The sequence below is a fragment of the Flavobacterium sp. genome (genome assembly GCF_965284515.1).
GTDB lineage: Bacteria > Bacteroidota > Bacteroidia > Flavobacteriales > Flavobacteriaceae > Flavobacterium.
This window is the reverse complement of sequence record NZ_OZ260089.1, coordinates 2427381-2441457: the sequence shown is the minus strand read 5'-3', so window position 1 is coordinate 2441457 and position 14077 is coordinate 2427381. Positions and strand designations below refer to the sequence as shown.

At 29.8% G+C, this 14077-nt stretch carries 20 protein-coding genes; all 20 read right to left on the bottom strand.

All coding sequences use genetic code 11. The features are described 5' to 3' along the window. Nucleotides 1-71: 71 nt before the first annotated feature. The 20 genes from ACQ65T_RS11510 to ACQ65T_RS11415 all read right to left on the bottom strand — a co-directional run bounded on the left by ACQ65T_RS11510 (nt 72) and on the right by ACQ65T_RS11415 (nt 14047). Entirely contained in the window at nt 72-938 is an 867-nt protein-coding gene (locus ACQ65T_RS11510; protein ID WP_430401215.1) for a hypothetical protein, read from the bottom strand. Between the two features lie 234 nt (nt 939-1172). After that, nucleotides 1173-1910, bottom strand: a complete 738-nt coding sequence (locus ACQ65T_RS11505; RefSeq protein WP_430401214.1) for a hypothetical protein — start codon at nt 1908-1910, stop codon at nt 1173-1175. Between the two features lie 151 nt (nt 1911-2061). Further along, nucleotides 2062-3012, bottom strand: coding sequence for a S41 family peptidase (locus ACQ65T_RS11500; protein ID WP_430401213.1), 951 nt, complete (start codon nt 3010-3012; stop codon nt 2062-2064). 197 nt (nt 3013-3209) lie between these two features. Beyond that, nucleotides 3210-4160, bottom strand: a complete 951-nt coding sequence (locus ACQ65T_RS11495) for a hypothetical protein (protein ID WP_430401212.1) — start codon at nt 4158-4160, stop codon at nt 3210-3212. Nucleotides 4161-4338: 178 nt separating this feature from the next. Next, nucleotides 4339-4806, bottom strand: coding sequence for a GNAT family N-acetyltransferase (locus ACQ65T_RS11490; RefSeq protein WP_430401211.1), 468 nt, complete (start codon nt 4804-4806; stop codon nt 4339-4341). 206 nt (nt 4807-5012) lie between these two features. Next, nucleotides 5013-5435 (bottom strand): hypothetical protein, encoded by a 423-nt coding sequence (locus ACQ65T_RS11485; RefSeq protein ID WP_430401210.1) that lies wholly within the window; start codon nt 5433-5435, stop codon nt 5013-5015. Between the two features lie 25 nt (nt 5436-5460). Further along, complete coding sequence (locus ACQ65T_RS11480) at nt 5461-5658, bottom strand: hypothetical protein (RefSeq protein ID WP_430401209.1); 198 nt, start codon at nt 5656-5658, stop codon at nt 5461-5463. A 156-nt stretch (nt 5659-5814) separates the two neighbouring features. Then, nucleotides 5815-6396: a hypothetical protein gene (locus tag ACQ65T_RS11475; RefSeq protein WP_430401208.1), complete on the bottom strand. Its 582-nt coding sequence runs from the start codon at nt 6394-6396 to the stop codon at nt 5815-5817. A 108-nt stretch (nt 6397-6504) separates the two neighbouring features. Beyond that, nucleotides 6505-7221, bottom strand: coding sequence for a DUF3667 domain-containing protein (locus tag ACQ65T_RS11470; protein WP_430401207.1), 717 nt, complete (start codon nt 7219-7221; stop codon nt 6505-6507). A gap of 9 nt (nt 7222-7230) precedes the next feature. Further along, nucleotides 7231-7479: an FUSC family protein gene (locus tag ACQ65T_RS11465; RefSeq protein WP_430401206.1), complete on the bottom strand. Its 249-nt coding sequence runs from the start codon at nt 7477-7479 to the stop codon at nt 7231-7233. A gap of 173 nt (nt 7480-7652) precedes the next feature. Next, the gene (locus ACQ65T_RS11460; RefSeq protein ID WP_430401205.1) at nt 7653-8276 is read right to left on the bottom strand and encodes a DUF3267 domain-containing protein; all 624 of its coding nucleotides are present in this window, start codon (nt 8274-8276) and stop codon (nt 7653-7655) included. A gap of 150 nt (nt 8277-8426) precedes the next feature. Beyond that, nucleotides 8427-8735 carry a hypothetical protein gene (locus ACQ65T_RS11455; protein WP_430401204.1) on the bottom strand — a complete coding sequence of 103 codons (309 nt, stop codon included), beginning with the start codon at nt 8733-8735 and terminating at the stop codon, nt 8427-8429. 1 nt (nt 8736) lies between these two features. Further along, nucleotides 8737-9210 carry a hypothetical protein gene (locus tag ACQ65T_RS11450; RefSeq protein WP_430401203.1) on the bottom strand — a complete coding sequence of 158 codons (474 nt, stop codon included), beginning with the start codon at nt 9208-9210 and terminating at the stop codon, nt 8737-8739. Nucleotides 9211-9383: 173 nt separating this feature from the next. Beyond that, the gene (locus ACQ65T_RS11445) at nt 9384-10055 is read right to left on the bottom strand and encodes an acyl carrier protein (RefSeq protein WP_430401202.1); all 672 of its coding nucleotides are present in this window, start codon (nt 10053-10055) and stop codon (nt 9384-9386) included. 154 nt (nt 10056-10209) lie between these two features. After that, nucleotides 10210-10389: a hypothetical protein gene (locus tag ACQ65T_RS11440; protein WP_430401201.1), complete on the bottom strand. Its 180-nt coding sequence runs from the start codon at nt 10387-10389 to the stop codon at nt 10210-10212. A 61-nt stretch (nt 10390-10450) separates the two neighbouring features. Further along, entirely contained in the window at nt 10451-10918 is a 468-nt protein-coding gene (locus tag ACQ65T_RS11435; protein WP_179317587.1) for a type II secretion system protein GspG, read from the bottom strand. A gap of 165 nt (nt 10919-11083) precedes the next feature. Next, complete coding sequence (locus tag ACQ65T_RS11430) at nt 11084-11620, bottom strand: hypothetical protein (protein ID WP_430401200.1); 537 nt, start codon at nt 11618-11620, stop codon at nt 11084-11086. Nucleotides 11621-11845: 225 nt separating this feature from the next. After that, nucleotides 11846-12466, bottom strand: a complete 621-nt coding sequence (locus ACQ65T_RS11425) for a hypothetical protein (protein ID WP_430401194.1) — start codon at nt 12464-12466, stop codon at nt 11846-11848. A gap of 149 nt (nt 12467-12615) precedes the next feature. Continuing rightward, nucleotides 12616-13164 (bottom strand): transglycosylase domain-containing protein, encoded by a 549-nt coding sequence (locus tag ACQ65T_RS11420; protein ID WP_430401193.1) that lies wholly within the window; start codon nt 13162-13164, stop codon nt 12616-12618. A gap of 157 nt (nt 13165-13321) precedes the next feature. Next, complete coding sequence (locus ACQ65T_RS11415) at nt 13322-14047, bottom strand: hypothetical protein (protein ID WP_430401199.1); 726 nt, start codon at nt 14045-14047, stop codon at nt 13322-13324. Nucleotides 14048-14077 lie beyond the last annotated feature (30 nt).

Below are 14077 nucleotides of genomic sequence, written 5' to 3'. Positions count from 1 at the left end.
ATAGGTTAATCTATATCATTTTCCGAGTAAAGACTTGACTAGCAATTAAATATACACGTTGTTGTGTGTAGTTATTTTAGTTTTTTCATTTCAATATTCAAACTGTCATTCCGAATGGTCATATAACTCTCTTTCAACTGAAAATCCATACTCAAAACTACTTCCATTCTATTTGTATCAGGATTTAGGACATCAGCCTCTGAAATATAGTCTTTGTCAAATGCAATGAAATCTATAGTTTTACTTTCCTTATCGATTTTGTATTTACCTGTATAAATCTCATTAAAATTGTTATTTCCTCGAATAGAAAATGTTGAGGCTTCTTGAAAATAAATTCGTGACCAGTCATTCTTATTTGTCGGTTCCCAAGCGCCATAAAATTCATTTTTGGTCATTATGTTCTTTTTTAATGTGTATGTCAAAGCAAAAAGTCCCGCAATTAATAAAGGAATGTAAAAATATTTGACTTTGCTAAATTTATTCATCCAATTTGGTCTATCAGTTTCTTGATGTAAAGGCGGTTCTTGAATGAAAAATTTATAGAAAGATTTAAATTCAGCAAAAAACACAAAAAGTGCGATTATTGTTAGTGTAATTGCCATTCCAATTGCTCCGTCAATTTCGTAAGTCAAATCTAAGACCAGAATATTAATCATTATCGACAAATAAAGAACTATTCCGAGTCTGGTAGTTTTTCTGAAGAACAATAGAAAAGCTGCGATTATTTGTGAGGAAGCGATAAAAACTCCGTACCAAAAAGAATAACCGTAGAAAAACCAAGTTAGCTCAAAACCAGATAATTCACCGACCGTTTTGTCCCAAATAGATGGTGAAGAAGAGAATTGAGTGCCCATTATTTTGGCAACAGCATACATTAATATAATTGATGCTAAGAAATAACGAGCAATTGTATGAAGGACTGGATAATATTTTTTCATTATAATTGATTTTCTATTCAGACGGTTTTACGAAGTTTTTGTTACAAACACCAAATTTATTTCAACAATTAGTTAGTGATTGTAATTACACACAACGTGTTGCCGCTTGTGGCAGTTGCGTAAATTTAAGACAAAAGATTACAAGTACAAAACACCTCATGGAATTTTCGGAGAAAATTCCGAACACAAGCCAAGCCTAGTAATTGCTACAAAAGGCTGTTGTAACCAGTTATTTCATTCGTATGCATAAATATTTATTGATTCACAATCATGTTCATTTCCGTAAATCATTAAAGGTTGTTCGATTTCGATTCCGTTAAATGCATTTATTCCAATTTCTTCAAAAGCCTTATTAAGCAATAAATAAGTTTTGAACTTTATACAATTTAGCAAACTTTGATATAGTTCAGTTTCGTATACTTGATCGTAAATATCTAAATCTTCTAAAAGCTCATTTATTAAAGATAATTCTTTCCATATTTTAGAAAAATCTATTTTTCCAATACCAGCATATAATTCTTCTCGAAAGTTAAATTCAAAATATTCAGGTGTTTTCAATATCGGGTAATTTCCTTTTCCAAATCCGCAAAAATAAGCATAAGGTTCATAATCGTACTCAATAAATATTATCTGGTTTTTAAAACCTTTATTTTCAGAGTTAATTTTAGATTTCAATTCAAAAATAGAATTTAAAATATCAGTTTTAAGTTCAGCGATGATTTCTTTTTCATCAAATTCCATTTTTTTTGCATTTTCAAATGCTGAAATCAAATCAGTATTCTTTTTAGCTTTCTTGAAACTTTTAATCTCATCGTTATCAAACAAATTTGTTATAACTCCAAGATTTAAATTGAAAGCTTTTGGGTTTTCGTTGATTAATTCATTGAACATTTTTTTAATCGAAGTGTTCTTAATAACTTCAAAATTGATATTGAATAAATTCGTAAGATTCGATGTTATTTCTAGGTTCATTTTAATTGGTTACAACGTTCCCAGGCTTTACGTCTGTTGCGGATTAAGAACTCCGAAACTATCAGTTGAGCACTGAACTCAAAGATACAAAAGAAAATTTAAATTAAGGCAGAAACCCGCAATAGCGTAAAACCTGTGTTAGCGGTAGTTTTTAATGTTGGCTTGATATCCAATTTAAAGCCTCTTCCAATGTTTTGTTATTATCACACTCCACATCAGGGTAAACAGAATGTCCATATTTTGTTTTATTTCTGTCTGCAAATACACTTTCAGTTAAGTTAATTCTTGAACCATCAGATAAAATATGTACACGATTACAAGTTGAAACTCCGAATGTCTGTGTTCCAAATGACTTGGTTTTGCTACGCCCCTTAAAGGCTATTGCTACTGCTTCTCCAGAACTTGCTGTAATATTATCTGTAAGAATAGCAACATAAGGATTAGGGGATTTTAAAAGATAGGTATTAGTGAATTGCTCCCACCAAATACCATTTTCATCATATAGATATCCATTTTTATAATTCCAAGTATAAAATGAATTGTCAGGATAGAAAAAGTATCCTAATACTCCTTCTCCCAAAATTGGACCTACTGCGGTTAACATTGGTACCATATCGCCTCCAAAATTTCCTCTCAAATCTACAATCCAGCCCTTTAGATTTATTTTATCTTGTTTTGCTATTTTGTCTATAACAGAATTGATATAGTTTTTTTTGAGTTGTTCGTCACCCATACAAAAACCAATTCTAATATAACCAATGTTTTCGGGTACAATTTCATCTAACAAAATTGGCAAAGGAGCCAAATCGCTCGTATCTTGTGAAACGATATTTGCAGCAAAATAACTATGGTTGTCTTCTAATTTAGTTATTGCATAAGTAATTGAAGGATAAGTATTTTCTATTGTTTTCGACCCTTTTGCGTGTCTATATACATCATTTCTAAAATCTTCCCAATTAATCTTGTTTTTATTTATTGAATTGTTCTGCAATAAAGTAATTACTTCGTCAATATAGCTTTTCGATACAGGTGAAAGATTTTGAGAATCTCCACAAGTTGTAATTAAACTCAATATTAAAATGTAGAATACAAATTTCGTCATACCTGATAATTAAACTTATATCATTTTCTTGATTCTGCGATAAAATTACCGCTAACGTTTTGCAGCTAAAAGAAGTGGCGACGAGCCAAGACCAAGCCAAAACAAATATAACGCAAACTTTTGAATTTTCGGAGAAAATTCGGAAGTATGCCCTTGCCTAAGCCATTACTTTTAACTGCTGTTAGCATAGGTTTTTTTTATTCAGTTTCATTATAAGAATTTACTTTATAGATTAACTGAAGTTTAATAGGGCTCTTTTTAGAGTTCGGATATTTTTCATTATTGACTCTTTTTTCAAATTCTTTCATGATTTCTAAATCAAGTTCATCTCGAACAGAGAATTGTATTACGTTTTTATCTTTTTTGATTTCAAATTCAACCATTATTTTACCGGGCTTTTCAGAATTTTTGAATAGCTCATCAAAGATTAAATTTGTTTTGTCAACTATTGATTTAATATCTTCAAAAGAACTATTTTTTTTTAGTTCTTCATCTGTATTTAAAAGAACAACTTGTTCAAGTTTAGTTTCTTTTATTCCTTTTGAATTAGAATTTACTTCTTTACCATTTTGATACTTTACTACATCATTGTCTAATTTTTCCTTATTTTCTTTTGAGTTTGGAGCTTCATCTAACCACATCAATTTTAAATCTTTTTTTAAAAAATTTAAAATATAATTATGTTCTTTAGTTTCTATAATTAAAAGAGGTTCATCAATGTCAAAAGATATTACAGACCAATAATATTTTAATTCTTGTTCATTTGCTTTTCGTATTGTATATTCATCCGAAACTAATTTCTTGAATTCATCCCAGATTATTTTAGAGTCGTTAATATCTTGACTCATTTTTCCATCTAATATTAAATCATCAACATGAAATTGAACTTTTCCTTTTTCAATTTTTTCAATTTTTTCATTAACCTTAAGACTTTTCCATAGTATGGGACCAATAATAAGGTTGTTTTGCAATAATCTATAATCACTATTTTCTGATAAATTATCAGTGATTAATTTCTTAGCTTTTTCAATGATTTTATTATCACAATAATTATATACAATTCCTTTAGGGACATTTATGGTTTCTTTTTTTTGTGCTAAAGAAAGATTAATTACAAATAATAAAAATAAGGTTTTTGTTAATTTCATTTTTTTTCGTTTTTTTAAAATCTATGCTAACGTTTCGCATATTTATGAAGTGGCGGCTTTTGAAAACCGATGCTTCTTTTTAGCACTTAACTTTCTTTGATGCACAAAGTTTCTATTTTGCACTAAACCCGCCATTTCATAAATATGCTGTTAGCGGTTCGTTGTTTTCATTGCTAATTTAATTGTCAAGTATTTGTATTTCTGGTTTATAAACATTTGGGTTAAATAGTTCCATATATAATTCTGGTTTGGGTAATTTAGTAAAGCCATACTTTTCATAAAGCCAATCTGCTGTCGATGTCAATAAAATCCAGCGTCTTAGTCCTTGTAAGTTTGGGTGTTCAATTACAGCGTCCATTAGTTTTTTTGAAAGTCCTTGTCCACGATAATCTTCCAAAATATAAATGTCCCCTAAATATGCAATAGTCGAAAAGTCCGATATTATTCTTGCAAACCCAATTTGTTTGTCGTTATGAAATAGTCCGAAGTTTAGGGAATTGTCAATAGAAGACTTTACTTTGTCAAAAGGAATATTGTCACTCCAACCTGAATATTTTGATAAGAAGTCGTGAATTGCAACAATATCCATTTTTGATTTGTCTGTCGTAATTTTAAAGTCGTCAAAAGCGATTTCAATAATTTTCATTCTGTTCTAATTTCTATTTCAGTTGTTGTCTATTTGGTTCGTCTTTTTACAATTACCGCTAACGTTTTGCAGCTAAATTTCTGTGGCGATAATTAAGCTACGGCTGACACAAATATAGAAAAAACCTTTCAATAAGCGCATTATTTTCGGCTGATTAAACCCAAGCCAAAGCCATGAAATTTAACTGCTGTTGTACGACGTTTTTGTTATTCTTTAAGAACGATTTTCACTCCATTAATTTTCGTTCCGCTTTTCAATTCCGCTTCTTTGATTTCGTAATATGGTTTCCACTTTTCCAATATCAATTCACTTTTAGAAGACCAACTTTTTATTCTAAATCCGTCAGGAATCAATCCTTTACCAAGTTCAGATTGGCTTTTGTTATTTTCAACTACAGACCAAAATACTCTTGAATATCCAAATCCGCCGTTGTCGAATTGATATTCATAATATTTATGCTTTTTATTCGGTGAAATAGATTCAGAAATAAGAACAAAGTCAGCTTCTTCTATGGAATGTTCAGAATTAAAGGTTTCTACAACTTCATTTAAATCAGAATTTATTTTGATACTAATTCCAACAATTCCAATCAGAATTATTCCAATCATTATTAAAAGCCATTTTTTCATTTCGTCTTTTTTATTTTTCGAAATTCTAGTTTTTTGTTCTTTTTTCAAGCTCAGATTCAGCTTCATCTCTTGATTTTGTCCAGCTTCTGCGAGCTTTATTAACATCAACCCAGTTTTCCATTTTATCACAAGCTTGAACCCAAATCTCAAGCTCTTGATTTGTCATATCATTAACTTTCTTTCCTCTGAGTTGTTCTTGTTGTTTTGTAAGTGGATTTTTCATTTTCAAAATGTTGTACAACGTGTTGCCGCTTGTGGCAGTTGCGTAAATTTAAGACAAAAGATTACAAGTACAAAATTCCTCGTGGAATTTTCGGAGAAAATTCCGAACACACACCGAGCCTAGCAATTGCAACAAACGGCTGTTGTGCGTAGTTTTTTAATCATTTTTAATATATGTCCACTTTCCATTTACTTTTAAAATTATTAACGACATATTATAACCTTGTGTAAACCCATATTTACCACCAATTTTATAGTCGATAACAACAATTCCTTTATCCATTTCGTTATTAAAACAAACCCTTGAAAAATTAAACATAAGATATATTTCTGCAGAAGTCGTTTTGTCATCTTTTTCAAACATTTGATTGTAGGGTTTATCTAATTTGATTTCAGTTTTATTGAATTCTCTATATTTTAATGAATCAAAATATTCAGAATTAATTAATTCGTTAAATAGGATTGAATCTTTTTTTGTAAAATTATTGTTGGAAAACATCCATTCATTGTCTTCTTTTATTTGTTTTATTGGAATTAATGCATCAGATATGTAAACGTCAAATTCAGAATCTTCTACTTGAATAGTGTCTAATTTTATGTATTCGTCATCTAAGTTTAAGTGACTTCTTCTTAGATAATCATTTGTAATATCGCTAATGACTTTGATTTCTTCTTTTTCATAATCATTCCCACAACTTAAAAAAATGATCGAGATAATATAAAGAAAGAATTTTTTCATGTCATTTTTTTAAAATTACGTATAACGGCTCGGCTAGGCGACGTACCGTAGCTTGCGGAGGTATGTGCGCCTAGCCATTGTTAGCTGCTTTTTTCATTCTTTCCGATATTATATTCCTTGTATTAAGTCAATCCCCATTCCTAAAATTATTGCCGCAAGAAAGAAAGTTATCATACCCAGCAAGTAAGATAAAACTCCTTTAAAATAGTTTACTTTTTTGTTTTTGTCAAAGAATCGTCCAATTGCCCACGAAGTATATACTAGTGCAATTATTCCTCCTATATGTAATATTTGTATTTTAGTTGTGCTTTCTATGATTCCAAAAACTGTATAAATTAGCATACCAATTCCCATTACGAAACATAGTAAGATTAGTATTTCAAAATAATTGTATTCATATTTTCTAAAGAAAATTTTAATCCAACCTGCAATGAAAATTGCCATTAAGATGTTCGCATAACCGTAATTTTTCTGAATCCACCCAAAAATATTTGCAGTTGTTGACTCTTCAAATCCTCCGGCATTTACATAACCATCTTCAAAGTGAAGAAATTGTTGTGCCAGTGTATAAATCAATGAGGTAATAATGATAAAGATTATCGGTTTCACAAGTCGATTTCTATCTTCAAGAACGAATGTTTGAATATTCTTTCCAGGTCTTAGTAATAATTCCCTTATCGTGTATAAAATTCCTCTATCGAAGTTTAAGACGCTACTAATTTCTTTGAGAATATATTGTCCGTTGATTCTTTTTAACACAACTGGAGCTCCACAATTTGGGCAGTAATTTTGGATTACTTCTGTTTCACAATTCTTACAAACCATCACTATCTTTTAACTTAAATTTCGTTCTTTTAATAGTTTTTCCAAAGCTTTATGTTTTTTGGATTTTTTAATCAGTACATAAATCAAGAATAGGGGGATTATTGCTAAAAACCCCATACTGTTTATTATAACACCGTAAACAATAATACCAATCAAAAGCCCAATTAAAAAAGCATCAAGCCAAGGGTTGGGTTTTATTCTTTTCGACTCGTCTAATAGTTCTTGATCTGTTAATTCAGATAATTCTTTTCTATTCATTAGTGTTTTTTTAATTCGGTTGTTCTAATTGCAGCTAACGGTTAGTATATGAAAAGTAGGCGATTTCGAAGTACCAAACTTTCGGTTAAGCACCAACTTTGAGGCGAGCCAAAAGCCTTGAAATTAATACTGTTTCGCCTATTTTTTATATACATTGTTGTGCGTTCGTTTTTTTACTTAATCTTTCCATAAAAATATGAAATGCTATTTTCTTTATCATCGTAGGTTACAATTTCTCTGTCATTGTTAAATTCAAAGTAGCTTAATAAACCAAAATCTCCTGAAGAAAAAGCCGTATGAGTGAGCAATATTCCTAGAATTGTAAAATCCCATAGATTTGAAACAAAAAATAGAAGAATTCCCAAAATAATAGATATGACTACAAATGGCGCAAGGGCAACAACTTGAAATTCTTTCTTGTTGGCAACAAACTTATCAGCAATTGCCATAAAATGAAATTTTTTTAAATTCGCTCCATAGGATGTTTTTTCAGCACCTTGAGATTTATAAGCTAAAACGTGGATAAATTCGTGTAATGGTATCAGTCCAAATGCAATAGCCATTCCATAAGTAAAATATGTAATTCCACTGCCCAAACTAAAATCATCAATTCCATAATTTTGCCAAAAACAAAATATTATTGCAACAACTATAATTATATTAGAGACTGTGTAAAATGATGAAATTTTTGTCCGCTTTTTTAAGTATGTTCTCACAAAAGGAATAAGTTCCTTATGTCCTAAACTGTCTATTAGGACGTAACCATTATTATCTAACTCTTCAGGTTTAATTTGCATTTCAAAGTTTCATTTTTAAATGACGCACAACGTTTTGCAGCTTGGGATGTGGCGGAATTTCAGCTCCAAACATCACAAATATAAACAAAACTTTTAATAATCAGCGAACTTTCTAAAAATGCCAAAACCCGCCATATTGCCAAACTGCTGTTAGTGGCTGGGCTTGTTTTTGATTTCTAATTCCGCTTTGTCAATTAATTTTTCAATTTCGGTTTTCAATTTCTTTGAACTATTTTCATCCTCAATTTTTCCCATTCCATAATAATTTTCGATTTCATCGATTATTATTTTCTGTGTTTCCAATTTTGGTTTGTTGTTATAAAATGAACTCAATAAAATATTTGTTAAACTTTCATATTCGTCTATTGGTGCTCCACCAAGAATAAGTCCACATAGATCAAAATCATTTACAAGATTTTGTATGTTTTTAAAATCGTTTTTGGATTTTGTTTTGTCCATTTTATTCTGTTTCTAATTCTTTTGCAATAACCCAAGGAATTTCAGTTTCAAATTCAATCTGAACAAGATTGTTTTTGTCTTCAAAAAAAGATAAAGCTGAACTTAAATGGAAGCCAATACTAAAGTTTTCTTCAATTTTAGTTAGTTCAAATGTAAAACTATTTCCTTCCTGTTCATTTTTACAATTTTCTCCAATAAATTCCCCTTTAAAGTGAAACCAACCACCATAAAAATGCAAACCATTTTTTTGTTTACAATATCGAGTAATTTCACTTTCTTTGTTGAAGTCAATTCCAATTTCAGAAAAAAGGTTTTTAATTTCTTCAGGAAATACATTTTCACGATAAGCAGAATAATTTTTACATTCATCACAAACACAACTGCTCGCACTTCCTATTTCAGCTTTTTTATAAGTTGATTTAGTTAATTCTACATCAACAATAAGTGTCCAATTTTTGAATTTTATTGTTTTCATTTTTCCTTTTAGTTTCTGGTGCAGTAACCTTGCCACTAACGTTCCGGCGCTTGGCGAGGTTGCGAACTTCGGAACCGATTATTTTCTATCAAAGATAAAATTTCTTGCGAGAAATAAACGTGAATTTACTACAAAATTCGCAATCTTGCCAAACGCTTGTTACAAGCAGTACTTTATTTAAATTCAGCTTCTCTTGTTAATTTGCTTTTGTCTAAGTCAAAGTAAACGCTGAACCAATCTGTTAGTATTTTTTCAATTTCCCTTTTGTTGAAAGTATTTTGGTTTCGTCTCGATTTTAAATAATTTTCTCTTGTCATTTTCTCCGCAACATCACCAATAGTCATCAAGTCAAGTTCGTTTCCAATTCTCTTTGATAACTGAAGTCCGCAGATAGAAAAGACACTTCCCAAAATTCCAATACGCCAATTGAAAAATATTCCAATAATTGATATAATTAATACAATTAAAAGACTTTTAGTTACCCAATTCGGTGCTCTCAAAATATTCAGTTTAAAACCCAAGTGATTTTCTAACTTTTTTGTTGTTGAGCGTCTATTTTGTCTCGGTAAAATTTTGGTTAGCGGAAAGTCAGGAGTAATTATTTTATTATCAATTTGAAGTGTGGTTAAAATTGCTTCACGCAGTTTATAGAATGCTTGTTGGCTTGTACAATCGTTAGAGTTGTCAAGCTTTATTTTATCTGCAATATGGTCGCAAAGCTCTCCAAATGTCGCAATATGAGCTAACTCATTACCAACAAAACTAATTCCAAATGACTTTTCGACTTCCACAAGTAAGTCTTCAATGTCTTCGGAGTCAATATTTTTTAATTCGTAGTCTGTCATCGTATTGCTTGTAACGTTTATGTATATGATTAGTGGCGTGTTTAAGCACCTAATTTAGCAAATAAACACCGAATAGAAAATCCGCAAGGATTTTCGTAAGTAAGCTAAAACTAGCCATTAATTATATGCTGTGTTGTAGCACGTTTTTATTTATTCAATCGTTTTTTATTCTTTCTCTGATTAACAGAAAACTCATAATTGTAATAATACTTATTCCAACTACTAATAATCCGTATTTAAATAATCCTGTTAAAAAAAATGTTGGAAATCCACCATAGCGTCCTTTTTCCGATATTTGAACAAGTTCAGAAATGATGTTAGAATTCTCTAACAAAAAAAAGCAGGCTATACAGACTAAACTAATTATATAAAGTCTTATAATTTTAAATTTTCTTTTATTCCGATTTAATGTCATCGTCAGTATGAAATTTTCCATCTGAACCAGCAGACGTTATTAAAAATCCTTTTCCGTTTTCCGTAATCGTAAATTCATATTCTCGATTCCAAGCGTCTTTTTTCCAATCTTGTCTTAAAGGACTATTTCCGATTAATTCATTCAGTTCCGTTGGATATTTTCCTAAATTTTCTTTCCAATTTTCCATTCTGTCGCTCATTTCCAATATTTCTTTTTTCGTTTTTTCTGGAAATACAGATTTTCTTTGATAAGTAAAAAACAGAATAGCACTTATGCTTCCAATTACTATAACAGACAGAAACATCAATGCACTTGGTTGCATAAAATATTTTTGAATCGGTCTTTTAATTCCGTCTTCTTTTTCTTTTTTTGTTATTCGCTTTTGATGTTTATAATCCTCACGAATTAAACCAAATTCAGCTAAAGTCGAAAGTATTAATTCTATCATTTAGTTCGTTTCTCAAATGTGCTACAACGTTCCGCCGCTTGGCGAGGTTGCGAACTTCGTAACCGTTTATTTTCCACTAAAGATAAAATTTCTTGCGGAACGCAAACGTGAATTTACCACAAAATTCGCAATCTTGCCAAACGGCTGTTAGCAGTAGTGTTTTTTTTATTTTCTTTGTTGTAACTTAATAATCTGTTCTTTATTTCCACAGATAAATTTTATTGTATTATTTCCCCAACCGCTTGAAATTATTGTGTGTTCGTTTGTAAATTTGAATTTTTTTACTCCGCTTTTTTCGTTGTCTTTTTCTGTTACTGAAATTATTGGAGTAATTTCTATAATTCTATTTCGCAAACTATCTTTTTCAATTCGCTCTGATAAATGTATTTTTTCAATATTTGGTTCCCAATGACCATCATCAAATTTCATTTTTCCATATACTGAATACGATATTAAAGACTTAGAATTGAATAAGTTTAGTTTACTTTCTATAATTCCAATTTTTAAGCTATCAATTATTAAATCATCTTGGTATGACCACCAACCAACATTATATGTTACAGGAATTTCAATTTTTGGTTTTCTTGGTTCGTTTGATAGAATTCCTTTTCGACCAAAATCTGTTAGATACAAATAAGCACAAACTAAAAATAGAAATATAGATAGAATTATAATAGCTAATATTTTAATTACTTTTTTCATTTTAGTTTTCTCTGTATTTCTAATTTTTTTTGGTTAAAATATTGGATTTCATAATTATACGGTATGTTTTTCTAACATTACTGCTAACGTGTTGCAGCTAAAAGTAGTGGCGGAGAGCCAGCACCAAGCGAAAACAAATATAACGCAAACTTTTGAATTTTCGGAGAAAATTCGGAAGTATGCCCTTGCCTAAGCCATTACTTTTAACTGCTGTTGTGGCTAGTTTTAATTAAACGGCTCTGAACTCGAAATGTATTTCATATCGCCTAAATAGATTACAGCAGCAATAATAGAAATAATCCAGCAAATTATAAGAAATGTTACTAAGCTAAATTTAGTATTATTTAATTTTTTTATTTCAGGTGTATTTTTAAAAAAAAATGGGATTAAGCATAAAATAAAGCCAGAAAAGCAAATAATTCTCATGAAGTTTTTGTTTTTCGTTTTATGAATTCCAGCTAAATCATAGTTTAGTAATTCTTCATTTCCTACGTTTAACTTAAAAATGTCATTACCAAATTTGCTGATTGTAATGGTTGTGTCTTTATGAATTAATTTTAAAAATTTATCTTTTGATATATATTTATAATCTATTCCTCTAATCTTATATTTATTTTCATTGCTATTTAGTTCAATATAATAGCTTGCCCATTTTCCTGTCGGTTTTTTAAAAACGGGCTCTTTAGTTAGTTTTATTTCAACATTTTCAAGATCATTTAAATTTGGATGTTTTATTGAAAAAAATGTAAAAACAAAAAGGAATAAAAATATAAAAGCAAAAACTTGAAATCTGTTTTTTTTATCATTCCATGCTAATTTATTCCAAGATTTGTCATTTTTACTCATAGTTTTCAAAAATTAGCTACAACGTTTTGCAGCTAAATTTCTGTGGCGATAATTAAGCTACGACTAACACAAATATAGAAAAACATTTCAATAAGCGTAATATTTTCGGCTGATAAAACCCAAGCCAAAGCCATGAAATTTAACTGCTGTTATAAGCCGGTTTTTCCCTCTATAATTCTTTGATAAATCCTAACCTTATTCATTAGTCTTTCTTTTCGTCTTTTTGGATTGTATAAGCTTGGATTCTCAAGCATTACTACAAGAACGAGTTTCTCTTCTGTGTTAAGTTGTTCAAGGCTTTTTTTAAAGTAGAACTTTGCGGCATCTTTAATTCCGTTGTTTCCAAATAAATAGTCGGCATTTAGAAATTGAAACTTCAAACAGTCTTCTTTCGAAAACTCTTTTTCAATTTTCATTACATAAATCATTTTTATTATTGAACGTTCATGTCTATATGGTCCTATATATGTTGTTGAAACTTCACATTCGCATTTTTTGTTTTTTCTTTTTTCGGCCACTTTATTGTAAGTGTCTACGTAAAATTTTAAATCCTCTTTTTTAGTTTCTCTTATTTTAGAAGTTAAATAAACAAATTCCTCATTTTCAAATAAAGGATTGAAATCACTTAATAACAAGTTGTAAATCACAATAAGTATGATTAAAACTAAAGCTATAATTTTTAATGTTTTTTTAACCATAGAATTTTTAAACTGGCTTATAACGTTCTCGTATAACCGTCAGTTACGGGTTTAAAGTTACTGTTTTTCGGTTAAGCACTGACGTTAGTAATTTCGAGTGGATTCGGACGTAGTCGAATCCGCCGTAATTGCGGTTATACATTGTTGGGCACAGTAATTATATTTCATCGCACTCAATTTCTTTTGTGGAAATAAAGAGTTTGTCGAATTCATCATAGTGTCTCCAACCATCAAAACGCTTTATATATTTATTTGCTGAATTCCACCATCCGAAAGTCATAATATCTACTTGTGCATATTGCTTCCAATTTTCAGAGTCTCTTTTCGTTCTGTATTTTTTCCAAACTTTATCGGGACAACAATTAATTTTTGCTTTTCGAGAAGTTAGTTTTTCCCAAGTGTTTAATAATTCAGTATCAGAACCTTGTAAGGCATTACAATACTCATCAATTAGAGAATCAGATTCCCAAAACTCATCTAAGATTCCGAAATCTTTTGTTATATATGCCTTATATGCAATCTTACTGAATTTGTATTCTTGTTCTAACTGATTAATTATGCTATCTCTGAATATATTCCAATTCCCATTTTTTGGTAAGTTCAGATTTTTGACTGTTTTTAATTTTATCAAATATTCATTTGTTAAACTATCCTGGTTTAATCTATTAATGTCACTTGGTTTATGAACTGAAGGTGTTTTTGTAATTCTATAATTATTAAAATAAATAATTTTAAAACAATTTTCAATTTCAGATTTATTGTATTTATCGTTATCAAATACACTTAAATAAGTGCAGGTTTCATCGTACCATTCAAATTTTTGATTTTGTGAAACCAAAGTTTGAAAAATTCCTAAAAATAATATTAAAGTAAAGTGTTTCATCTTATTGTGCCCAACGTTTTGCGGCTTTGT